This window comes from Bauldia sp. (genome assembly GCF_020442045.1).
In the GTDB taxonomy this organism is placed as follows: Bacteria; Pseudomonadota; Alphaproteobacteria; order Rhizobiales; family Kaistiaceae; genus Bauldia.
The window spans coordinates 1-22201 of the sequence record NZ_JAGRLA010000049.1 but is presented as its reverse complement, the minus strand read 5'-3'; the positions used below and the strand labels follow the sequence as shown (position 1 = coordinate 22201).

19 protein-coding genes and 1 tRNA gene are annotated in these 22201 nt (G+C 65.4%); 13 read left to right on the top strand and 7 right to left on the bottom strand.

Going from position 1 to position 22201, the window contains the following annotated elements; genetic code table 11:
* Nucleotides 1–19: 19 nt before the first annotated feature.
* A complete protein-coding gene (locus KDJ86_RS05735) occupies nucleotides 20–1369 on the top strand; it encodes an amidase (protein ID WP_291743869.1) in 1350 nt (449 codons plus the stop codon).
* Nucleotides 1370–1403: 34 nt separating this feature from the next.
* On the opposite strand, the gene KDJ86_RS05730 is transcribed toward KDJ86_RS05735, so the two are convergent.
* Nucleotides 1404–1607 (bottom strand): dodecin family protein, encoded by a 204-nt coding sequence (locus KDJ86_RS05730; RefSeq protein ID WP_291743867.1) that lies wholly within the window; start codon nucleotides 1605–1607, stop codon nucleotides 1404–1406.
* 157 nt (nucleotides 1608–1764) lie between these two features.
* Between KDJ86_RS05730 and KDJ86_RS05725 the strand changes: the two genes are divergently transcribed.
* Nucleotides 1765–3255 carry a sensor domain-containing diguanylate cyclase gene (locus KDJ86_RS05725; RefSeq protein ID WP_291743865.1) on the top strand — a complete coding sequence of 497 codons (1491 nt, stop codon included), beginning with the start codon at nucleotides 1765–1767 and terminating at the stop codon, nucleotides 3253–3255.
* Between the two features lie 18 nt (nucleotides 3256–3273).
* Here the strand turns inward: KDJ86_RS05725 and KDJ86_RS05720 are convergent, their stop codons facing one another.
* From KDJ86_RS05720 to KDJ86_RS05705, 4 genes are read right to left on the bottom strand one after another with little or no spacing between them, the layout of a single operon-like run.
* Nucleotides 3274–3504, bottom strand: coding sequence for a formate dehydrogenase subunit delta (locus KDJ86_RS05720; protein WP_291743864.1), 231 nt, complete (start codon nucleotides 3502–3504; stop codon nucleotides 3274–3276).
* Nucleotides 3491–4321 (bottom strand): formate dehydrogenase accessory sulfurtransferase FdhD, encoded by an 831-nt coding sequence (gene fdhD, locus KDJ86_RS05715; RefSeq protein ID WP_367116754.1) that lies wholly within the window; start codon nucleotides 4319–4321, stop codon nucleotides 3491–3493. Before fdhD ends, KDJ86_RS05720 begins: the two co-directional genes overlap by 14 nt.
* Nucleotides 4318–7161 (bottom strand): formate dehydrogenase subunit alpha, encoded by a 2844-nt coding sequence (fdhF, locus tag KDJ86_RS05710; RefSeq protein WP_291743863.1) that lies wholly within the window; start codon nucleotides 7159–7161, stop codon nucleotides 4318–4320. The genes fdhD and fdhF overlap by 4 nt, the downstream gene beginning before the upstream one ends.
* 11 nt (nucleotides 7162–7172) lie before the next feature.
* Nucleotides 7173–8729, bottom strand: coding sequence for a formate dehydrogenase beta subunit (locus tag KDJ86_RS05705; protein WP_291743861.1), 1557 nt, complete (start codon nucleotides 8727–8729; stop codon nucleotides 7173–7175).
* Nucleotides 8730–9085: 356 nt separating this feature from the next.
* Between KDJ86_RS05705 and KDJ86_RS05700 the strand changes: the two genes are divergently transcribed.
* The 7 genes from KDJ86_RS05700 (at nucleotide 9086) to KDJ86_RS05670 (ending at nucleotide 16314) form a co-directional block, all read left to right on the top strand.
* On the top strand, nucleotides 9086–10270 hold the full coding sequence (locus KDJ86_RS05700; RefSeq protein ID WP_291743859.1) for an ROK family transcriptional regulator: 1185 nt from the start codon (nucleotides 9086–9088) through the stop codon (nucleotides 10268–10270).
* Nucleotides 10267–11064, top strand: a complete 798-nt coding sequence (locus KDJ86_RS05695) for an ATP-binding cassette domain-containing protein (RefSeq protein ID WP_291743857.1) — start codon at nucleotides 10267–10269, stop codon at nucleotides 11062–11064. Before KDJ86_RS05700 ends, KDJ86_RS05695 begins: the two co-directional genes overlap by 4 nt.
* Complete coding sequence (locus tag KDJ86_RS05690) at nucleotides 11061–12113, top strand: sugar ABC transporter substrate-binding protein (protein ID WP_291743855.1); 1053 nt, start codon at nucleotides 11061–11063, stop codon at nucleotides 12111–12113. Before KDJ86_RS05695 ends, KDJ86_RS05690 begins: the two co-directional genes overlap by 4 nt.
* Nucleotides 12114–12175: 62 nt before the next feature.
* Nucleotides 12176–13213, top strand: coding sequence for an ABC transporter permease (locus KDJ86_RS05685; RefSeq protein ID WP_521085259.1), 1038 nt, complete (start codon nucleotides 12176–12178; stop codon nucleotides 13211–13213).
* Between the two features lie 22 nt (nucleotides 13214–13235).
* Nucleotides 13236–14006, top strand: a complete 771-nt coding sequence (locus KDJ86_RS05680) for an SDR family oxidoreductase (RefSeq protein ID WP_291743854.1) — start codon at nucleotides 13236–13238, stop codon at nucleotides 14004–14006.
* 5 nt (nucleotides 14007–14011) lie between these two features.
* On the top strand, nucleotides 14012–15109 hold the full coding sequence (locus tag KDJ86_RS05675) for an alanine racemase (protein ID WP_291743852.1): 1098 nt from the start codon (nucleotides 14012–14014) through the stop codon (nucleotides 15107–15109).
* Entirely contained in the window at nucleotides 15106–16314 is a 1209-nt protein-coding gene (locus KDJ86_RS05670) for an aminotransferase class V-fold PLP-dependent enzyme (RefSeq protein WP_291743851.1), read from the top strand. Before KDJ86_RS05675 ends, KDJ86_RS05670 begins: the two co-directional genes overlap by 4 nt.
* A 23-nt stretch (nucleotides 16315–16337) precedes the next feature.
* Here the strand turns inward: KDJ86_RS05670 and KDJ86_RS05665 are convergent, their stop codons facing one another.
* Nucleotides 16338–18116, bottom strand: coding sequence for a tetratricopeptide repeat protein (locus KDJ86_RS05665; RefSeq protein WP_291743849.1), 1779 nt, complete (start codon nucleotides 18114–18116; stop codon nucleotides 16338–16340).
* A 337-nt stretch (nucleotides 18117–18453) separates the two neighbouring features.
* On the opposite strand from KDJ86_RS05665, the gene KDJ86_RS05660 reads away from it, so the two are divergent.
* From KDJ86_RS05660 to KDJ86_RS05650, 3 genes are all read left to right on the top strand, one after another.
* Nucleotides 18454–18714, top strand: coding sequence for a hypothetical protein (locus KDJ86_RS05660; RefSeq protein WP_291743847.1), 261 nt, complete (start codon nucleotides 18454–18456; stop codon nucleotides 18712–18714).
* 104 nt (nucleotides 18715–18818) lie between these two features.
* Nucleotides 18819–20468 (top strand): arylsulfatase, encoded by a 1650-nt coding sequence (locus KDJ86_RS05655; protein ID WP_291743845.1) that lies wholly within the window; start codon nucleotides 18819–18821, stop codon nucleotides 20466–20468.
* 80 nt (nucleotides 20469–20548) lie between these two features.
* Nucleotides 20549–21547 (top strand): HAD family hydrolase, encoded by a 999-nt coding sequence (locus KDJ86_RS05650; protein WP_291743844.1) that lies wholly within the window; start codon nucleotides 20549–20551, stop codon nucleotides 21545–21547.
* Nucleotides 21548–21646: 99 nt separating this feature from the next.
* Here KDJ86_RS05650 and KDJ86_RS05645 read toward each other — a convergent pair.
* Nucleotides 21647–21721 (bottom strand) — tRNA-Gly (locus KDJ86_RS05645).
* A gap of 187 nt (nucleotides 21722–21908) precedes the next feature.
* Here KDJ86_RS05645 and KDJ86_RS05640 point away from each other — a divergent pair.
* Nucleotides 21909–22201, top strand: a 293-nt coding sequence (locus KDJ86_RS05640) for an SET domain-containing protein-lysine N-methyltransferase (protein ID WP_291743842.1), incomplete at its 3' end; no start/stop codon positions are given.

Genomic DNA, 22201 nt, shown 5'->3' with positions numbered 1-22201 from the left:
GACTGAGCGGTGGATGCCAATGCCAAACGACCTTGCCGATCTCGATGCAATTGCCGCGCGCGATATGATGGCGCGCGGCGACCTTGCCGCGGTTTCCTACGTCGGAGCGCTGCTCGAACGGATCGCCGAACGCGAGCCCGAAATCGGCGCCTTCGTCCATCTCCAGCCGCAATCCGCCCTCGCCCAGGCCGAGGCATGTGACGCAAGACGGGCGTCGGGGGACCAGATCGGGTCGCTGCATGGCGTCGCCGTGGCGATCAAGGACATTGTCGACACCTCGGACCTGCCGACCGAGAACGGCACGCCGCTCGACGCCGGCCGGCGACCGGCCGAGGATGCGGTGGTCGTCGCGCGATTGAAGGAAGCCGGCGCGGTGATCCTCGGCAAGACGGTCACCACCGAGCTCGGCGCCCGACACCCGGGCGGCACCCGCAACCCCCATCACCGGGAACACACGCCGGGCGGCTCGTCTTCCGGTTCGGCCGCCGCCGTCGGCGCCAGAATGGCGCCTCTGGCGATCGGTACGCAGACAAACGGATCGGTGATCCGTCCCGCATCCTTTTGCGGCGTCGTCGGTTTCAAGCCGAGCTTCGGACTCATTCCGCGAACCGGAATCCTGCCGCAGGCACCGCCCCTCGACACCGCCGGAGTGTTTGCCCGCAGCGTCCCCGACGCGGCGCTGATCGTCGACGCGCTCGCCGGATACGATCCCCGCGACCGGGCCACGCGCGCACTCGCGCGCCCCCATCTTCTCGACACGGCATTGACAGAACCACCCGCCACACCGTCCCTCGCCTTCGTGAAGACGATGAGCTGGGATCTTGCCGAGGTGGATACGCAGGCCGGGTTCGCGGACCTCATCGGCAAGCTCGCCGATCGCTGCGAGGAGGTTCCGTTGACCGACCGCATCGAGGACAGCGACCAGGTGCTGATGACGCTGACCAACGTCGGCATCGCCCGCACCTATGGGCCCTATCACGATCGTGGCGCCGGCCAGTTGAGCGACTTCATGCGGACGATGATCGAGGATAGCCGGACCATTCCGGCGGTCGACTATCTCGACGCCCTGGACCGCCAGGCCGAGATCAAGGCCGAACTCGACCATCTCTTCGAGCGCTATGACGCGATCGTCACGCCGGCGGCGCCCGGCGCGGCACCGCACGGTCTCGAGTCGACGGGCAACTCGGCCTTCAACAATCTCTGGTCCCTTTGCGGGCTGCCCGCGATCACGCTTCCGCTGCTGGAAAGCGCCAACGGCCTGCCCATCGGCGTGCAGCTCGTCGGACGCCACGGCGAAGACGGCGAGCTGCTGCGGACGGCGCGGTGGCTGCAATCATATATCGCCGATCGATCAGCCTGGCGGCGCTGACCGACCGCCACCGCGCCGGCATCAATGCCGGGGATCAGTCCAGCTCGAACGTGATCTTGGCGTTGATCCGGTAGCTGTCGATCTTGCCCTTGCCGTTGACCGTCGCCTGCATGTTCACGATGTTGATCGACCTGATCTTGCGCACCGTTTTCGCGGCGTTGGTCACGGCGACCTGAGCCGCGTCGTCCCAGCTTTTCTTCGACTCGGCCAGAACCTCGACCACCTTGAGCATAGCCATCACTATCTTCCTCCTGCGATTGAGCGGGCGGCGACGATAGCACGGCTCGGCGGGAGGTCTCCCGTTCGCGTAGAATTTTAGAGTTTACCGTTTGGTATGGGATTCGATGGGATGTGTTGGTCCTCGGATCAATCTGCGCGTGCAGGGACCAAAACCCATGCCCGGTCAACATACCGACGACAGCGATGCGGGAATGTTCGACCTTGCCCCGGTATCCCTTTGGCTTGAGGATTTCAGCGGGGTCAGGAAGCAGTTCGACCAGTGGCGGCGCCAGGGCGTCACGTCGCTCAGGGAATATCTCGAGGCCGATCCGCAACGGGCCGCGGACTGCGCCGCCGCGATCCGGGTCCTCAAGGTCAACCGGAAGACCCTGGCGCTGTTCGAGGCGTCCGACCTCGACGACCTCGTCGCCAATCTCGACCGGATCCTGCGTGACGAGATGTTCGCGACCTATGTCGAGGAGCTCTGCCAGCTTTGGGAGGGACGGGCCGAATTCGGCTGTAACCTCGTCAACTACAGCCTGTCCGGACGACGGATCGACATTCGCCTGACCGGCCAGATCCTGCCTGGACACGAGGAGAGCTGGGACCGGGTCCTTCTCGCCATCGAGGACGTGACCGAGCGCGAAACGGCGCATCGCCGGCAGATGGAGAGCGAGCAATATGCGCGCGGTCTCTTCGAGCATTCTCCGGTGTCTCTCTGGGTCGAGGATTTCAGCTCCATCAAGCAGCTGCTCGACGAACTCCGCGATCTCGGGATCGAGGACCTGCGGGTGTTCACGGACGTCCATCCGGAATTCGTGCAACGCTGCATGAGCGAGATTCGCGTCCTCGACGTGAACCGCCAGACGCTCGAGCTCTTCCAGGCGCCGGACAAGCCGACCCTCATGCATCGGATCGACGATGTCTTCCGCGACGACATGCAGGTCCATTTCCGCGAGCAGCTTATCGACCTGTGGGACGGAAAGCTGTTCCAGCGGCGCGAGGTGCTCAACTACGCTCTCGACGGCAGCGAGGTGCATGTCCTGATGCAGTTCTCGGTGCTTCCGGGCCACGAGGACGACTGGTCGCTCATACAGGTCGGGCTGACCGACATCACGGCGCGCAAGAAGGCCGAGGTCTATCTCGAATATCTCGGCACCCACGACGTGTTGACCAAGCTCTTCAATCGCTCCTTCTATGTCGAGGAATTGAACAGGATCGATCGCAAGGGGCTCCGACCCGTCACGGTCATCATGGTCGACCTCAACGGCCTGAAGGCCGCCAACGACCAATGGGGGCACGGGGCCGGCGACGCCCTGTTGCGCCGTGTCGGGGAGGTTCTCGGCAAGGCGATCGCGAAGCCGCATTGCGCCGCGCGCATCGGTGGCGACGAGTTCGCCGTGCTGCTGCCGGGCGTCGACGAGGCGGACGCCGAGACGGTGGTCGCGGACATCGACCGCCTGGTCGATCTGAACAACCAGTATTATTCGGGCGTGCGCCTCAGCCTCTCGATGGGCGCCGCGACGGGCAAGGCCGGCGAACGGCTTGAAGCCGTCATCAACCGGGCCGACATGCGGATGTATGAGGCGAAGCGCGCCTACTACACCGACTATGCCAACGACCGCCGCAGCACCGGTACGTTCGACGCCCTGATGGAATCGAGCTAAAGCGACGCGAGCGGCGCGTCAGCGCTCGCCCGGCGGCGCATCCTCGGACAATTCAGCGATCGCTTCGCGGACCGCCGGATCGAGGTCCTCTCCGCCCGCTTCCAGACAGGCAACGATCTCGGCCCGCATCCGCGGATCCCAGAACTTGCGAAGGTGATCGGCGATGCCGCTCACGGCCGTGGCACGATCCTCGGTGACGAAGAACCTGCCGATCTGGTTCGCCATATAGACCAGCTTAGCGGACTGCATCACCGACCTTCGCGCCGATGACACGATCCGGGTGGGAAAAGACCTCGAAGCCATCGTCCCGCGCGACGGCGGCGATGGTCATGCCAGCCGCCTCCGCGATCCGGATGGCGAGCGCCGTCGGGGCTGAAACCGCGACCAGCATGGATACCCCGATCATCGCCGCCTTCTGGACAAGCTCCACGGAAACCCGGCTTGTCATCAGGATGAAGCCGTCCGCCGTCGGCACCCCCTCGGTCGCCAGCGCGCCGGCCAGCTTGTCCAGAGCATTGTGGCGTCCGACGTCCTCCCGTACGGCCACCATTTCACCGTCCCGCCGCCAGAATGCCGCGGCATGGACGGCATGCGTTTCGCGATGGAGAGGCTGCCCGCCGCGCAGGCCGGCGAGCGCACCAAGGATCGTATGGTAGGAAACCGCCGCCCCGCCATCGACCGTCGGCACCGGCCGCAGCGCCTCGTTCAGGGACTCGATACCGCAGAGACCGCAGCCGACCGGCCCGGCAAGGAAGCGGCGCCGCGCTGCGAGGGCAGTGGCGCCCGGCTCGGCCAGGCGCATGCGCAGCTCGATACCGGCATCTTCCTCGACGACCTCGATCGTCTCGATCTCGGCCGGAGACCCGACGACGCCCTCGGTCAGGGAAAAGCCGATCGCGAAGTCCTCGAGATCGGCCGGGGTCGCCATCATCACCGCATGGGTCGAACCGTCATAGGTGAGGGCCACCGCCGCCTCTTCCGGGACCGCCCTCCCTGCCGCCGCGTGCTCGCCACGGCGCCAGCACACGGTTTCGACGATCCGCGAGGATTCGACCACCGGCTTCACTCCGCCGGCTCCGACACCGCGATGCGCCGGCTCTCGCGAACCAGCGCCTCATATTCCTGCTGCCAGCCGGAGGGACCGTTCGAAGGCGCCACCTGGACGGCCGTCACCTTGTATTCGGGGCAATTGGTCGCCCAGTCCGAATAGTCGGTGGTGACCACATTGGCCTGCGTGTCGGGGTGATGGAAGGTCGTGTAGACGACCCCCGGCGCGACCCGCTCGGTCAGCGTCGCGCGCAAGGTCGTCTCGCCGACACGGCTTGCCAGGCGGACCCAGTCGCCATCCCTGATGCCGCGCTGTTCGGCGTCATGCGGATGGATCTCCAGCCGGTCTTCCTCGTGCCAGACCGTGTTCGCCGTCCGCCGGGTCTGGGCGCCGACATTATATTGCGAAAGGATCCGGCCGGTGGTCAGGAGCAGCGGGAAACGCGGCCCGGTGCGCTCGTCGGTCGGGATATATTCGGTGACGACGAAGCGGCCCTTGCCGCGGACGAAGCCGCCGACATGCATCACCGGGGTGCCGTCCGGCGACGCCTCGTTGCATGGCCACTGGATCGAACCCAGCCGGTCGAGCTTCTCGAAGGAGACACCGGCGAAGGTCGGCGTCAGCGCCGCAATCTCCTCCATGATCTCCGACGGGTGCGCGTAGTCCATGGTCAGGTCCATGGCATTGGCGATCGCCATGGTGACCTGCCAGTCCTCCAATCCGTTGCGGGGCGCCATCACCTTGCGGACGGGCTGGATCCGCCGCTCGGCGTTGGTGAAGGTGCCGTTCTTCTCCAGAAACGTCGAGCCCGGAAGGAAGACGTGGGCATAGGCGGCGGTCTCGTTGAGGAAGAGGTCGTGGATGACGACGCATTCCATCGCGGCAAGCCCGGCGGCAACGTGGCGTGTATCCGGATCCGACTGGAGAATGTCCTCGCCCTGGATGTAGACGCCCTTGAAGGAACCATCGACAGCGCCGTCGAGCATGTTCGGGATGCGCAGTCCCGGCTCGCCATCGACCGGACGGCCCCACAGCGCTTCGAAGACCGAGCGGGTCGTTTCGTCCGAGACATGCCGGTACCCGGGCAGCTCGTGCGGGAAAGAACCCATGTCGCACGAGCCTTGCACGTTGTTCTGGCCGCGCAGCGGATTCACGCCGACGCCGGGCCGGCCGATATTGCCGGTCGCCATCGCAAGGTTGGCGATCGCCATCACCGTGGTCGAACCCTGACTGTGCTCGGTGACGCCGAGGCCATAGTAGATCGCGGCGTTGCCACCGGTCGCGTAGAGCCGCGCGGCTCCCCGGATCGTCTCCGCCGGCACGCCGGAGAGCTTCTCGACCTCTTCCGGACTGTTGCGCGGCTCGCTGACGAAGGATGCCCATTCCTGGAACGCATCCCATTCACAGCGCTCCCGCACGAAAGCCTCGTCGACGAGGCCCTCGGTGACGACAACATGGGCGATGGCATCGAGGACGGCGACGTTGGTGCCCGGCCTGAGCGGCAGGTGATGCGCCGCCTCGACATGGGGGGTGCGGACGAGATCGATGCGCCGGGGGTCGACAACGATCAGCTTTGCGCCGGCCCTCAGGCGCTTCTTCATCCGCGAGGCGAAGACCGGATGGCCGTCGGTCGGATTGGCGCCGATCACCATGATGACGTCGGATTGCTCGACCGAGTCGAAATCCTGCGTCCCGGCCGAGGTGCCGAAGGTCGTCTTGAGACCGTAGCCGGTCGGTGAGTGACAGACGCGCGCGCAGGTGTCGACGTTGTTGTTGCCGAAGCCGGCGCGGACGAGCTTCTGGACGAGAAAGGTCTCTTCGTTGGTGCAGCGCGACGAGGTGATGCCGCCGATCGAGCCCCTCCCATGGGCCTCCTGGATCCGCCTGAATTCGCTGGCGACGCGGCCGATCGCCTCCTCCCACGAAACCTCGCGCCACGGATCGGTGATCCGCTCGCGGATCATCGGGTTGAGGATGCGGTCCTTGTGGTTGGTATAGCCCCAGGCGAAGCGTCCCTTGACGCAGGAGTGGCCGCGATTGGCCTTGCCATCCTTGTAGGGGACCATCCGGACGACCTCGTCGCCGCGCATCTCGGCCTTGAACGTGCAGCCGACCCCGCAATAGGCGCAGGTGGTCACGACCGAATGCTCGGGCTGGCCGATCTCGATGATCGACTTCTCGGTCAGCGTCGCCGTGGGGCAGGCCTGGACGCAGGCGCCGCAGGAGACGCATTCCGAAGTGAGGAACGGCTCTTCCATTCCCGGCGAAACGACCGAGCCGAAGCCGCGCCCGGCGATGGTCAGGGCAAAGGTGCCCTGCACCTCCTCGCAGGCGCGCACGCAGCGCGAACAGACGATGCATTTTGCCGGATCATAGGTGAAATAGGGGTTCGAGACGTCCTTGGCCGGAGCCGGATGCTTGTCGCCCTCGTAACCGTAACGGACCTCGCGAAGCCCGACCGCGCCGGCCATGTCCTGCAATTCGCAATCGCCGTTGGCGGCACAAGTGAGGCAGTCGAGCGGATGGTCGGAGATGTAGAGCTCCATCACACCGCGGCGGAGGCGCTTCAGCCGGTCGGTCTGCGTCCTGACCACCATGCCTTCCTCGACCGGAGTGGTGCAGGAGGATGGCGTGCCGTTCCGCCCCTCGATCTCGACGAGGCAGAGCCGGCACGAGCCGAAGGATTCCAGCATGTCGGTGGAACAGAGCTTCGGGATTTCCGTCCCCATCTCCATCGCCGCGCGCATGACCGACGTGCCGCGGGGCACGGCAACGGTCCGGCCGTCTATGGTCAGCGTGACCGTCTCGGCGGTGGTCGACCGCGGCGTGCCGTAGTCGATCTCGGTGACGAGAGACATGAGGCTTCCTCCTACTGTGCCGCGGTCGTTTCGGCCTCGAGGCCGAAATCTTCCGGGAAATGCGTGAGCGCACTCATAACAGGATAGGGCGTGAAACCGCCAAGTGCACAGAGAGACCCGTATTTCATCGTGTTGCAGAGGTCTTCGAGAATGGTGACGCTGGCTCCCCGCGCCACGCCATCGCGGATCCTGTCGATGGTCTCGACACCACGGGTCGAGCCGATCCGGCAGGGCGTGCATTTCCCGCAGGATTCCAGCGCACAGAATTCCATCGCGAACCGTGCCTGGCGTGCCATGTCGACGCTGTCGTCGAAGACGACGATGCCGCCGTGGCCGATCAGGCCGTCGCGGGCGGCGAAGGCCTCATAGTCGAAAGGCGTGTCGAACAGGGCGCGCGGGAAATAGGCGCCGAGCGGCCCGCCGACCTGGACAGCCCTGACCGGCCGGTCGTTCCATGTACCGCCACCGATGTCGTCCACCAGCTCGCCCAGCGTCATACCGAAGCCGGTCTCGAACAGACCGCCATACCTCGCCATGCCGGCGAGCTGGATCGGCATCGTTCCGCGCGACCGGCCAATGCCCAGATCCGCATAGGCGCTCGCCCCTTCCTGAAGGATGAACGGGACCGCGGCGAAACTCAGGACATTATTGACCACCGTCGGCTTGCCGAAGGCACCCTTGTGGGCCGGAAGCGGCGGGCGGGCACGGACCACGCCGCGCCGCCCCTCGAGGCTTTCGAGCAACGCGGTCTCCTCGCCGCAGACGTAGGACCCCGCGCCAACCCTGATCTCGATATCGAAGGCGACCCCGCCGTCACCGGCACGCGGTCCGAGAAGCCCCGCCCGCCTCGCCGCCGCCAGCGCCGCGTCGAGCGTCGCGATCGCATCGGGATATTCCGAGCGGATGTAGATGAAGCCCTTCGACGCCCCGACCGCGAAGCCGGCAATCGTCATCCCCTCGATCAGCAGGAACGGGTCGCCTTCCATCAGCATCCGGTCGGCGAATGTCCCGGAATCACCCTCGTCGGCATTGCAGACGATATATTTCCGCTCCGCCTGCGCCTCGGCGACCGTGCGCCATTTCCGGCCGGTCGGGAAGCCGGCCCCGCCGCGACCGCGCAAACCCGACGCCTCGACCTCGGCGATCGTTGCTTCCGCTCCCAGCGAAAGCGCGCGGGACAGACCGCGATAGCCGCCGAGCGACCGGTATGCATCCAACGCCAGCGGGTCAATCACGCCGCAGCGGGCGAAGGTCAACCGGGTCTGCCGCTGCAACCAGGGGATCGCGTCGGTCGGCCCGAGCCGAGTCGGATGCGCGCCACCGTCGAGGATGCCCGCATCGAGCAGCGCTTCGACGTCGCCGTCCCCGACCGGGCCGTAGGCGACGCGACCGCCGGGCGTCTCGACCTCGACCATCGGCTCGGCCCAGTAGAGGCCGCGCGAGCCGGTCCGGACGATCTCGAGATCGATCCCGCGGCGAGCGGCGGCGTCGGCGAAGGCGCGGGCGACGCTGTCCGCGCCGACGGCTACGGCGGCAGAATCCCTCGGCACAAAGATACGGGCCGGCAAAGGTATTTCCTCCCAATTGACCTCGAAATCCGGGGGGCCGGCGGGCCGGCCGCCTGGAGAGGCCTGTCAACGCCGGTACCAGATTGGCGACGCAGACACGGCATTCTACCGACTCCGGCCGCCGCGTGCACCACGTAGCGTCCCCGCATGAGGCTTTTCGCTCAACGTATTGGGCGGACCAGGCGCCGTGACCGCGGCGCTGAACCACTCTCGCCTTCCGGAGTTCCCATTGGAAAGCGAACAGCCGCCAAGAATACAGCCCGCGGAACACGCGATGTGATTTATTAATTCCATTTGCATTAACATTTGTTAGCCGACATGATGGCGGGATCGGGTCAAACGGGGCTCCCGCAAGAATGGTGTTGCGCGGTACCAATCAGGAGTTCGGCCGGCCGTATAATCGGCGGATCGTTCTGGAGACGATCCGGCTCCACGGACCGATCACCCGCGCCGCCATCGCCAAGCGCGTCGGACTGACCATCCAGACCGTCTCGAACATCATCCGCGAGCTTGAGGAACAGGGCTTTCTGCTGGCCCGCCGCGAAGAACCGCGCGGACGCGGCTCGCCGGCCAGCACACTGGAACTCGATCCGGAAGGCGGCTTCGCCATTGGCCTCCATGTCACTCCGCGCGGGATAGAGGCGGCGCTGATCAATCTCGCCGGCGAGATCATCGGCCGCGACGAGCATGCGCTCCCCCACGTCGATCCCGATACCGCCTTCAGGGAAATCGAGACGCTGGTCGCCGGCCTGTCGGCACTGCGGCCGGAGGGTCGCATGCTCGGCGTCGGAATGGCGATGCCCGGACCGTTCGGCGTGGAATCGATGAGCTTCGTCGGTCCGACGACGCTCCAGGGCTGGAAGGACGTGCCGGTCCGCGACCGGCTGGCCACCGCAACCCGGCTTCCCGCCTTCATCGAGGTCGATCTCTCCGCCGCGGCGCATGGCGAGCACCTTTACGGCCTCGGCAACCGGTTCCGCGACTTCTACTACCTTTACTTCGGCGTCGGCCTCGGCGGCAGCATGGTCCATGACGGTGTCGCCCTGCGGGGCGCATGGGGAAATGCCGGTGAGATTGGACACATACCAGCCATTCCCGGCGGCGATCCGTGTCCATGTGGCAACCGCGGTTGCCTCGAACGCTATCTTTCCCTCGAGGCCTACGAACGGCGGTCCGGCGACATCGGCGAAGCGGCATGGCTCGAGGAGGTCGCCCCGATCCTGCAATCGGCCGTGGTGACGATCGAAAACCTGTTCGACCCGGCCACCATCATCCTCGGCGGGCTCGCGCCCAACAACCTCCTGGCCAAGCTGATCGAGGCGGCTTCGCCGCTGCCGAATTCGGTCGCCGCCCGCGGCAATCGACGCGCGGAGCGGCTGATCTCGTCGCCGGCCGGCCAGGACGCGGTGCTCAGGGGCGCCGCCGCGCTTGCCGTTTCGGGCGTCCTGTCGCCCCGTTTCGGCATCCTGTTCACCCAGAACGAAGACCGCGCCGACCGCGACCCGATCATGCGCGATATCGGCAAGGCGAGAGCTGCATGACCGACCAGACCCCCCTTCTCCGTCTCGAGGATATCCGCAAGAACTTCGGCGCCATCGAGGCGCTGCGGGGAGTCAGCTTCGACGTCAGTGGCGGTGAGGTCGTCGCCCTTCTCGGCGACAACGGAGCCGGCAAATCGACCCTCGTCAAGATCATCGCCGGCGGCCAGCCGGCATCGTCCGGCAAGATCATCTTCGAGGGCAAGGAAAGGCATTTCGAATCGCCGGCCGACGCCAAGGAAGCCGGGATCGAGACCGTCTACCAGGACCTGTCGCTGTGCACCAATGTCGATGTCGTGTCGAACTTCTTCATGGGCCGCGAGCTGACCCGCAAGATCCTCGGCATCCCGATCCTGCGGCAGCGCGACATGGAAGCGGAGACGGCCAGGGCCCTCGAGGAGGGCGGCACCAACATCCCGTCGCTCAGGGTCAATGTCGAGCATCTCTCCGGCGGACAGCGACAGGCCATCGAGCTCAATCGCTTCGTCCACTGGGGCGGCAAGCTCGTGCTGCTCGACGAACCTTTTGCCGCGCTCGGCGTCGAACAGACCCGTCGCGGCCTGGAGATGGTCGAACGCGTCCGCCAGCGCGGAATCGGCGTGATGATCATCACCCATGTGATGGCGCAGGCCTTCGCGGTCGCCGATCGCATCGTCGTCCTGCGCCAGGGAGTTGTTGCCGGTGACGTCCTGACTTCTCAAACCAGCCCCGACGAAGTCGTGCACATGATCACCGGCGGCATCGAACGCGTCGCCAAGGGGCTGGCAAACCAACCGGAAACCGGAGCAGGAACATGAAGACACTACTGCGTTCCATTACGGGTGCGATCCTGGCGATCGCGCTGGCCGCAACGGCGGTCACCGCCGCGGCGGCCGCGGACATGAAAGGCAAGATCTACTATCTGGTGCCAACGCTGCTCGACGAATTCCAGACCGGCTCGATCGACGCGATCACCAAGTTCATGGGCGATGTCGGCTACGAGGTCGTCGCGCTTGACGGCCAGAACCGCACCGACCTCCAGCTCAGCCAGATCGACGACGTGATCAACCTGAAGCCCTCCGCGGTGATCCTCGCGGCCGTCGATTTCGACGCCGCCAAGACCGGCATCGAGAAGATGCGCGCCGCCGGTATCCCGGTCATGATCTTCGACCGGCAGATCACCTCGACGCCGTCGGACTTCACGTCGGTGGCCGGCACGGTCGAGATCGGCCATGTCGCCGCGGAGCAGATCACCCGCCTGCTCACCGAGAAATACGGTTCGGCCAAGGGCAAGGTGCTCCAGATCCTCGGCGATCCCGGCGATCCCTATACCCTCGAGATCCAGCAGGGCTTCGAGGAGAAGATGGCGGCCAATCCCGACGTCACCATCATCACCCATCCGGCCATGCAGTGGGAAGCCACCAACGCCGGCAACATCGCCCAGGACCAGCTCCTGACCAATCCGGACATTGACCTGATCTTCGTCCACGCCGCCCATCTCGCGGTTGCGGTGGCCGCGGTGCTCGAGGCGCAGGGCAAGAAGCCGGGCGATGTCATGCTGGTTTCGTCGAATGGTGCGCCGGTCGGTCTCGACCTCATCCGCAAGGGATGGGAACAGGTCGAGGTCGAGCAGCCGATGTACGCCCAGGCTGCTGCGCTGGCGATGTTTGCCGACAAGGTCGTCAACAAGGAGAAGATCGAGCCCGGCACCTATGACGTCACCGGCCTCGAATCCGTCCTGACGATCGAGGACTGGGGTCCGAACATCAAGATCCCGGGTGCCGCGATCACCAAGGACAATGTCGACGATCCGAAGTTCTGGGGCAACCTGAAGCCCCCGAGCGAGCCGGTAATGTCGGTCAAGTAGCCATCACAAATCCGGAGCAGGGGCTTCGGCCCCCGCTCCACCCATCCGATCGATCGACGGCCATGACCACTCAATCCGCTACCGCCCCCCACAGCACGTCCGAGATGCCGCCGCGGCGCCGCGCGGCCTTCGAGTTCGTCCTCGACAATCTCGTCTGGTTCGTCCTTGCGATCGTTCTCGCCGTCTTTTCGCTGACGATCCCCGACTTCCTGCAGATCGGCATATTCCTCAACATCCTGCAGAACTCGACGTTCATCGGCATCATCGCCGTCGGTCTCTCGCTGACGCTGATCGCCGGCCACATGGACCTTTCGATCGAATCGGTCATGGCGCTCGCGGCGATGGTCATCGCGCTGATGTTCGGCACGGGCGGCGCCGGTGGCGGCATCGTGCTGGAGCCGGGATGGCTCTACTTCCCGGTGTCGCTGCTGATTGCGCTGGCGGTCGGCGCCATCGTCGGAACCGTCAACGGCACCCTCGTGGTCCGTCTCGGCATCAACGCATTCATCGTCACCCTGGCTTCCTATATCTGGGCCCGCGGCCTGGTCGTGGCCTTGTCCGGCGGCCGCTCGGTCTATGGCCTTCCGGATGCGATGCGCGTCATGGCGGTCGACCAGATCCTCGGCATTCCGCTGCTCGCCTGGATGCTGATCCTGGTCTATATCGTCTTCGCCTTCATCCTCGCCAAGACCCCGTTCGGCCGCCACCTCACCATGATCGGCGGCAACGAGACCGCGACCTATCGGGCCGGCATCCGGGTCGGGGCGATCGTCATGGCATCGTTCATCCTGTCGGGAATGCTCGCCGGCTTCGCCGGCTGGCTGCTCGCCTCGCGCACCGCCGGCGCCACGGCCAATCTCGGCATCGGCATGCTCTTCCAGGCCTTCGCCGCGGTCGTCATCGGCGGCGTCAGCCTCAAGGGCGGCTCGGGCCGGCTGTCCGGCGTCTTCGCCGGCGTCCTGCTGCTGTCGTCGATCCAGACGGCGATCAACGTCATGGGCATGCCGCCGCATTACACACAGATGATCCAGGGCGGGCTGGTGCTGGCCGCAGTGCTGCTCGACACGATGAAGAATACGGTCAGGCGGTACTACCTCTAGCCGGAAACGAACGGGACAAAGCATGACTGGGCGCCTCGAAGGCAAGATCGCGATCGTCATCGGCGCGGCACGCGGCATCGGCGAGGGAATTGCGGAGCGCTTCATCGAGGAAGGCGCAAGCGTGATGATCGGCGATACCGAGGTCGGCGCCGGCACCGCCACCGCCGAGCGCCTCGGGGCGCGCTTCCTGGAAGCCGATGCCAGCCGCAAGGAGGACGCGGAGGCGATCGTCGCCGAGACACTCGACGCATTCGGCCGTCTGGACATCCTCGTCCAGAATGCCGGCATCTACCCCTGGACGCTGATCGAGAATACCAGCGCCGAGGAATGGGACTCGGTGATGGCCGTCAATCTCAAGGGGACCTTCCTGGCGGCGCAGGCGGCACTTCCCCCGATGAAGGCCCAGAAGAGCGGGCGGATGATCTTCACGTCGTCGATCACCGGTCCGCGGGTCACCAGCCCCGGCCATGGCCACTATTCGGCCACCAAGGCCGGCATCAACGGCTTCATCAAGTCGGCGGCGCTCGAATTCGCCGGCTACGGCATCACCGTCAACGGCGTCGAGCCGGGAAACATCCTGACCGAAGGCATGAAGGCCCACCGCAGCGCGAGCTTCATCAAGTCGATGGAGGATGCCGTCCCGCTCGGCCGCCTCGGCACCCCGCGCGACATCGCCAACGCATTCCTCTATTTCGCGTCAGACGACGCCGAGTATGTTACCGGAACGACCATCGTCGTCGACGGTGGCCAGATCCTGCCCGAGGGCGCCGACTTCCGCCTCAATCCGGATTGACACCAATGGACATTCTCGACTTCTTCACCTTCGAGGCCGCCGGCATGAGTATCGACGAGCTCGAGACGCCGGTGCCGGTGATCGACATCGACATTGTCGATCGCAACCTCAGGCGCTGGCAGGAAAGATGCGACGCAATCGGCATCGCCAACCGCCCCCATATCAAGACCCACAAGCTGGCGGCTCTCGCCCGCTACCAGATCGCCCTCGGCGCCAGGGGCATCACGGTGCAGAAGCTCGGCGAAGCCGAGGTGATGGCCGAAGCTGGGATCGACGATCTGCTGCTCACCTTCAACATCGTCGGCGCCTCGAAATTGAGACGGCTCGCGGCGCTCGCGAAGCGGGTCAAGATGACGGTCGTCGCTGACAATTCGGTTGTCGTCAGGGGCCTGGGCGAGGCCGGACGCCAAGCCGGTGCCGATATCGGCGTGCTGGTCGAGTGCGACACGGGCGGCGAGCGGAATGGCGCCCAATCTCCCGAGGAGGCGCTGGCGCTCGCCCGCGAGATCGATGCCACGCCCGGCATCGCCTATAAGGGACTGATGACCTATCCGGCGCCCGGCATGCGGCGCCGGATGGCGGATTTCCTCGTCAAGGCGCGCGACCTGATCGATGCGGCCGGTCTGAAGACCGAGGTGATCAGCATTGGCGGCACTCCGGATATGTGGAGCGACGAGGGAATCGATGTCGGGACCGAATACCGGGCCGGCACCTATATCTATTGCGACCGCGCGGAGATGGCGGCCGGCGCCTGCGACTGGGATGATTGCGCCTTCACCGTGTTGTCGACCGTCGTCAGCGTCCCGACGGCGGATCGTGCGCTGATCGATGCCGGTTCCAAGACCCTGACCATGGATTTGCTCGGCCTCGAAGGATACGGCGTGGTCCATGCGCTGGGCGATGCTCCGGTTTATGCGGTCAACGAGGAACACGGCTACCTCGACATCTCGAAGCTCGCCGACAAGCCGGCGGTCGGCGACCTCGTCCGGATAACGCCGAACCATGTCTGCCCGGTATCCAACCTGTTCGACCGCGTGGTCTTCATCCGCGGCGACAAGGTCCTCGGCGCCGTCAAGGTCGACGCCCGAGGCATGGTGCAGTGACCGTCTATGCGCGGCGCGGCATCCCGACGATCATCAATGCGGCGGGAACGCTGACCCGCCTTTCCGGCGGCGTCATCCGGCCGGAAGTGGCGCAGGCAATGGCGGAAGCTTCCGCCCTCGCCGTCGACATGGCCGTGCTCCAGGCCCATGCATCCGGCGTCATCGCCGGGTTGACCGGCGCAAAGGCGGGCTATGTCACCTCCGGTGCCGCGGCGGGCCTGCTGATCGGCACCGCCGCCTGCGTAACCGGTCTCGGCGCCGCGGCGATGGCCCGCCTCCCCGACGCATCCGGGCTCAGGAACCAGGTCGTCATCTCGCGCAGCCAGCGCAATGGCTATGACCACGCCGTCAGGACGACCGGTGTCACGCTGGTCGAGGTCGGCCTGCCCGATCGCGCCTCCGGCGCGGGCATCCGCGACGCGGAACCGTGGGAATACGCCGCCGCCATCAACGACAACACCGCCGCGGTCCACTATGTGGCGACGCGCGATTCGCTGCCGTCGCTCGCCGAGGTCGCCGCGGTCGCCCATGCGGCCGGCGTACCGGTGATCGTCGACGCGGCAGCCGAGCTGCCGCCGCAAGCCAACCTCAAACGCTTCATCGCGGAAGGCGCCGATCTCGTCGCCTTTTCGGGCGGCAAGGCGATCGGCGGGCCCCAGGCCTCGGGCATCCTGTGCGGACGTCGCGACCTGATCGCCGCGGCGGCGCTCCAGCAACTCGACATGGACGTGGTCACCGAATTGTGGGACCCGCCGGCGCGGTTGATCGACCGGAGCGCGCTCGACGGACTGCCTCGCCACGGGATCGGCCGGCCCTGCAAGGCGGGAAAGGAAGAGATCATCGGTCTGCTGACGGCGCTGGAACTGTTCGTCGCCGAGGGTGACGAAGCCCGACACGAGCGCTGGCTCGCCGACATCACCATCATCGCCGAGGGACTGGCCGCGATTGCATCGGCCGACACGGTCATCACCGGCGGCGACGATACCGGATCGGTGCCGAAGGCCGAACTCCGCTTCCCCCGCGGCAGCGAATCGCAGGCGCTCGCCTTCCTCCGTGCGTTGCTTGCCGACGATCCCGCGATCCATGCCGAGGCCGGCGACCACCGGGCCGGCGTCGTCCGGTTCAACCCGGTCGCCCTTCGCGCCGGGCAAGCAACGGTTGTCGCGGAGGCGGCGCGGGCTTTCGCCGCCGGCGCCCGCCGGTAACGCTCCCGGACTGGTCCCTCGGCTTAGGTTTCCGACGCGAATGCGCGGGCTTTTTCCAGCCCGGTAACGAGGGCATTGACGATCCGATCAGTGGCGCCGTGACGGGCAAAATATTCCGCCGGATCGCGGGCAAGCGGCCCGGATTTCGGCAGATTGTCCAATGCCGCTCTGGTCGCCTCACGATCTCCGAGCTCGGCGCTGGCGATCGCTATCAGCGCCTGGCTCACCGCGGAACCATCGGATGCGGAGCGCTCGGCGACCTTCAGCATCTCACCATAGTCACCCTTCAGGTAGAGGTCGATCGCAACGAAGTGGAAATACCATCCGGGCGGATTCACCGTCCGCTCGATGGCGTGCCGGAGAACGGAGATTCCCTCATCGAACTTGCCGCGAGCGGCCAGCCGCCAGCCAAGCTGTGCGAGGGCGTCCGGATCGTTGGGATTCAGCTCCACCGCCTTGCGCGCCAGGCGTTCGGCTTCGTCGAAATGCCCCATGTAATAGTTGATCGACGAGAGCGCCTTGAGGGCGAGCGGATTGTCCGGGTCCAGCTTGACCGCCCGCTCGGCGGCGACGAGGCCTTGCTGATACTGGGCTTGCAGATCACCCGTCTTCGCGAATCCGAACCGGCCGGCATCCATGTACATCCAGCCGAGCATCGCCCAGGCATCGCTGTAACCGGGATCGCGGCGGACGGCCTCCTCCAGACAACCAAGGACGGGGTCGAATTCGTCGCGCGAGAAACCCCTTCGGTAGCCGTAGGCGCGCAACACGCAGACGTAGCTCGTCATGTTGGACACGCCGAGGGGCGCCTGCCGGACCTCGAGGTCCTTGGTGACGACGCCGTAGGGCTGACCGAGTTCGGCCGCAATGGTCCCGGCCAGTTCGGTCTGTGTTCGGATGAGGGATTCCGGGCTCGAAGGCCGGTCGAAATCAGCCGTCCACAAGACCTGGCCTGTCGCGGCGTCGAACAGCTGCGCCGAAACACGGACATGGTCGGTATCGTCGCGCACCATACCCCTGACCACATAGGCGACCCCGAGATCGCGCCCCAACGCCACCGGCTTGGGGCTTGAGCCGTCGGAGAAGCCGATCGGCAGCGTATACAAACGGAATCCCGGGAACTTCATGAGATCGCCGATCAGCTCCTGACTGATGCCATCGGCGAGATAGCGGCCGTCCTGTGTCGCGCCGAGCGCCTCGAACGGCAGGACCACCACGGCTGGCTCGCCAACGTCGGCATCTCCGGGGGCCGGCGCCTCGCCATCGCCTCTCAGAAGCCAGCCGGCCAGCCCGGCGACGATCAGGACCGCGACGATCGCAACGACGGTCAGGACATGCCGCAGCCGGGCGGCGCCCGGTCCGGCAACCTCGGGCTCAGCCGATTTCACCAAACTGGTCGCCGGTTCCTCGACCGGCGGCTGAGGAACCGCTTCGATCCACTCGAAATGCGGGATGTACGAGCCTTTGGGAATGGAAATCCGAACCGGATCATGCTGCCCGGCGTCGACATAATAGCCGTCGAGGTCACGCCTGAGCCGTCTCGCCTCGAGCCGGACAACCGGGTCGGTCTGCGAGTCGAAGGTCTCGTCGCGGCCGAAGACGGCGGTGGCGACCGTATAGCCTTTCAGGCGGTCGGCACGCCCGGACAGCGTCTCTTCGACCACGTAGCGGAGAAAAGCCCGCCGCCTGTCGCTGGCGTGGAGGTCGGGGCTGGAGAGGATGCGCTCGAGCTCCGCTCGAATGTCGTCCGCCGGCGGCGCCGAGCGGGATCGCGAGTCTTCGATCACAAACTCAGATTGCACCGCCGTGACCTCGCGCGTGAACACCGACCTTCCGCTTCAAAGGCGTTGAGCCAGACGGAATTCGCTCTCTGAAGCGTCTCTACCAGATACTCATGCCCGACATGCCGCCGGATTTTCGGCATTCACCATCGCAGGCGCGGAAACGGCAGAATCAATGTTCTTCTTACCACGCCGCGAGGTTCGAACATGTTCGTACTTCTCTGGCGCGCGCAATTGATGCACCTGCATCAGCGGAAAGCAATCTACCCAAGCCATTCGGCGAAGTCCACACGACGGAACTCGGCGCGGGGTGGTTGATGGGTGTCAAGGACAAATCCGCGACGTGCGGATAGGTGCGATGGGGGTAGTCCACACGATCGTGGCCCGGTATCCGCGGCGCGAGCTGGAGATTCGTCGCCTCTACAGCCGCGACGCGCCGTTCCGATCCGTCTGCGAGGACTACGACCAGGCAACATCGGCGCTTCGCTACTGGCAGAGCAGGCCTGACGCGGACGCCGCGAAGATCGAGGATTACAGGAACTTCCTCGGCGAATTGGAAACCGAGATCCTCACTCGCCTGGACCGGATCCGGCGCAACACAAACGCGATGAATTCCTGATCGAACCCCTCGGGCCGCCGGCTTTCGAAACAGGAATTCGCACAACCAGGGAGGCCGCAATGACACGATTCACCCCGCAAGACTGTCCAAACCGGAGACAAAGCATGAAACGGAAGGCACTATCCCTCTTACCGGCGATTGCCCTCGGCGTCGGCGCGATAAGCGTCACGTCGGCATTCGCCCAGGACGCCGCGAGTAAGCCGAATATTCTGTTCATCGTCTCCGACGATACCGGCTGGGGCGATCTTGGCCCCTATCTCGGCGGTGCGGCGCGCGGCATGCCGACCCCGAACTTCGACAAGCTTGCCGAAGACGGCATGTTCTTCACCAACTTCTACGGCCAGCCGAGCTGCACGCCGGGCCGGGCCGCGATGCAGACCGGGCGGATTCCGAACCGTTCCGGCATGACCACGGTGGCCTTCCAGGGCCAGGGCGGCGGACTGCCGGAGGCCGAATGGACCCTCGGCTCGGTTCTGAAGGAAGCCGGCTACAAGACCTACTTCACCGGCAAGTGGCATCTGGGTGAAGCCGACTACGCGCTGCCCAATGCCCAGGGCTACGACGTGATGAAGTACGCCTTCCTCTACCACCTCAACGCCTACACCTATCCCGATCCCGCCTGGCACAAGAACATGAGCCCGGAGCTTCGTGCAATGTTTGCGAAGGTGACCACCGGGTCGCTCTCCGGCAACGCCGGCGAGAAGGCCAAGGAGGACTGGAAGGTCATCGGCGACGAGGATACGCCGGACCAGGGCAAGGTCGGCATCAAGTATCTCGACGCCTATGTCGAGAAGGCCGGCATCGAGTTCCTCGAGGACGCGGCCAAGGACAAGGACACGCCGTTCTTCATCAACATCAACTTCATGAAGAACCACCAGCCGAACATCCCCGCGCCGGAATTCGAGGGCAAGTCGATCTCGAAGACGGCGTATGCCGATGCGGTCGTGGAACTTGATACCCGGGTGGGCAACGTTCTGAAGAAGCTCGACGAGCTCGGCCTTGCCGACAACACCCTCGTTTTCTACACGGTCGACAACGGTGCCTGGCAGGACGTCTATCCCGACGCCGGCTACACTCCGTTCCGCAGCACGAAGGGCACCGACCGCGAGGGCGGCAGCCGCGTCCCGGCAATGGTCCGCTGGCCGGGTCATGTGAAGCCCGGCACCAAGAGCGACGACATCCTCGGCGGGCTCGACCTGATGGCCACCTTCGCCTCCGTCGCCGGTGAGAAGCTGCCGGAGAAGGACCGCGCGGGCGAGCCGATCATCTTCGACAGCTACGACATGACGCCTGTCTTCGAAGGGACCGGCAAGTCCGACCGCAAGGACTGGTTCTACTTCACCGAGGACGAACTGAGCCCCGGCGCCGTCCGCGTCGGCAGCTTCAAGTATGTCTTCAACCTGCGTGGTGACGACGGCGCCCAGACCGGTGGTCTTGCGGTCGACACCAACCTCGGCTGGAAGGGCGCCTCGAGTTATGTCGCCACCGTGCCGCAGGTGTTCGACCTGCTGTCCGATCCGCAGGAGCGCTACGACATCTTCATGACCACCTTCACCGAGAGCACCTGGGCGGTCGTCCCGGCCAACGAGGCGGTCTCGGACCTGATGAAGACCTACGTCAAGTATCCGCCGCGGAAGCTGCAGAGCGAGACCTACACCGGTCCGATCACGATCTCGGCGTACCAGCGCTTCAAGTATCTGCAGGACGCGCTGGCCAAGGATGGCTTCTCGATCGGTCTTCCGACGGGTAACTGATCCGGCAACATCAACGGTCCGCCCCGCCATTCGGCGGGGCGGACTCTTTTCAGGCCAACAACATTCAGGGGAACGAAGTCATGCGAAGACTGTCTCTTGCTTCAGCGGTGGCGACAAGCCTCTTCGGCGCAGTGGCTCTGGTGTCCGCCGCCCTTGCGCAGGAAGATCCGCTGCCGTCCTGGAACGATGGCGCGACGAAAGAGGCGATCATCAAGTTCGTCGAGACGGTCACCGACGAGTCGAACCCCGACTACGTCCCCCCCGCCGAGCGCATCGCCACCTTCGACAACGACGGCACGCTCTGGGTCGAGCAGCCGATGTATGTCCAGCTCGCCTTCGCGCTGGACGAGGTCAGGAGGATGGCGCCCGACCATCCGGAATGGAAGGAGAAGGAGCCGTTCAAATCGGTACTGGCGGGCGACCTGGAGGGAATTGCGGCATCCGGCAAGAAAGGCCTGGCGGAAATCATGGGCGCCACCCATGCCGGGATGTCGAATGCCGAATTCACCAGGACCGCGTCCGACTGGATCACGACGGCAAAGAACCCGAAGACCGGCAGGCTGAACACCGAGGACATCTACCAGCCGATGCTGGAGGTCATCGACTACCTCAGGGCCAACGAGTTCGACGTCTACATCGTCTCAGGCGGCGGCATCGAGTTCATGCGACCGTGGACGGAAACCACCTACGGCATCCCACCGGAAAATGTCGTCGGCTCGTCCGCGAAGATGAAATACGAGCTGACCGACGACGGCCCCGTCCTCATGCGGGAGGCGGAGATCGCCTTCGTCGACGACGGGCCGGGCAAGCCCGTCGGCATCCAGTCCCATATCGGAAAGCGACCGATCGCCGCTTTCGGCAATTCCGACGGTGACTACCAGATGCTCGAATGGACGACGAAAGGTCCCGGTCGCACGCTCGGCATGATCGTCCATCACGACGATGCCGAGCGGGAATTCGCCTACGACCGCGACTCCCATTTCGGCAAGCTCGACAAGGCCATGGACGCCGCGCCGGCGGAGCACTGGGTCCTGATCAGCATGAAGGACGACTGGGCGCGGGTATTCCCCGAACAGTAGCGCGCCGAATTCATCCCCATAACAGACGGCCGGCCGGCTCACGCGTCATGAGCCGGCCTTCTCGTGCCGATCGCAACCCGGCGTCATGACGCGAAAAGGTGGAGCGGGTGATCGGGATCGAACCGACGACATTCAGCTTGGGAAGCTGACGTTCTACCACTGAACTACACCCGCCTGCGTCGCCATTGACCAGCCCCGCCGCCCCGGAGTCAAGTGGGATATTCACCCCCCGATCCGGCCCGTCCCTCGGTCCATCAGCTAAAATTCGATCCATTTCCACAAGCCGATTTTCACGGGAATACGCTTCACTGCCGGCCATAAGAGCGGCACAGGAAATCGCCGCCGTCAGAAGGCGTCAGGCATGTTGCGTGTAAGAACCTATCTCGCCCCGAGTGCGATCGAGGGCATCGGCCTCTTCGCGGAAGAGCCGATCCCGCGCGGGACGCTCATCTGGAAACACGACGAGCGTTTCGATCTCAGCTACGACCTCCGCGAGATCGACGAGGAAGACGAGCTGCTGCGGGAGATGCTGCGATGCTACGGCTATCAGCCGGCCGATGCGCCGGTCTTCGTGCTGTGCGGCGACAATGCCCGCTTCATGAACCACTCGTCCAAGCCCAACGCCGACGACATCGGTGACCTGACCATCGCCTG

What these genes read in the sequence shown, in the direction of transcription:
- KDJ86_RS05735 (WP_291743869.1), top strand. Translation starts at nt 20, where the DNA reads ATGCCAAACGACCTTGCCGATCTCGATGCAATTGCCGCGCGCGATATG.
- KDJ86_RS05730 (WP_291743867.1), bottom strand. Translation starts at nt 1,607, where the DNA reads ATGGCTATGCTCAAGGTGGTCGAGGTTCTGGCCGAGTCGAAGAAAAGC.
- KDJ86_RS05725 (WP_291743865.1), top strand. Translation starts at nt 1,765, where the DNA reads ATGCCCGGTCAACATACCGACGACAGCGATGCGGGAATGTTCGACCTT.
- KDJ86_RS05720 (WP_291743864.1), bottom strand. Translation starts at nt 3,504, where the DNA reads ATGCAGTCCGCTAAGCTGGTCTATATGGCGAACCAGATCGGCAGGTTC.
- fdhF (WP_291743863.1), bottom strand. Translation starts at nt 7,161, where the DNA reads ATGTCTCTCGTCACCGAGATCGACTACGGCACGCCGCGGTCGACCACC.
- KDJ86_RS05700 (WP_291743859.1), top strand. Translation starts at nt 9,086, where the DNA reads ATGGTGTTGCGCGGTACCAATCAGGAGTTCGGCCGGCCGTATAATCGG.
- KDJ86_RS05695 (WP_291743857.1), top strand. Translation starts at nt 10,267, where the DNA reads ATGACCGACCAGACCCCCCTTCTCCGTCTCGAGGATATCCGCAAGAAC.
- KDJ86_RS05690 (WP_291743855.1), top strand. Translation starts at nt 11,061, where the DNA reads ATGAAGACACTACTGCGTTCCATTACGGGTGCGATCCTGGCGATCGCG.
- KDJ86_RS05685 (WP_521085259.1), top strand. Translation starts at nt 12,176, where the DNA reads ATGACCACTCAATCCGCTACCGCCCCCCACAGCACGTCCGAGATGCCG.
- KDJ86_RS05680 (WP_291743854.1), top strand. Translation starts at nt 13,236, where the DNA reads ATGACTGGGCGCCTCGAAGGCAAGATCGCGATCGTCATCGGCGCGGCA.
- KDJ86_RS05675 (WP_291743852.1), top strand. Translation starts at nt 14,012, where the DNA reads ATGGACATTCTCGACTTCTTCACCTTCGAGGCCGCCGGCATGAGTATC.
- KDJ86_RS05660 (WP_291743847.1), top strand. Translation starts at nt 18,454, where the DNA reads ATGGGGGTAGTCCACACGATCGTGGCCCGGTATCCGCGGCGCGAGCTG.
- KDJ86_RS05655 (WP_291743845.1), top strand. Translation starts at nt 18,819, where the DNA reads ATGAAACGGAAGGCACTATCCCTCTTACCGGCGATTGCCCTCGGCGTC.
- KDJ86_RS05650 (WP_291743844.1), top strand. Translation starts at nt 20,549, where the DNA reads ATGCGAAGACTGTCTCTTGCTTCAGCGGTGGCGACAAGCCTCTTCGGC.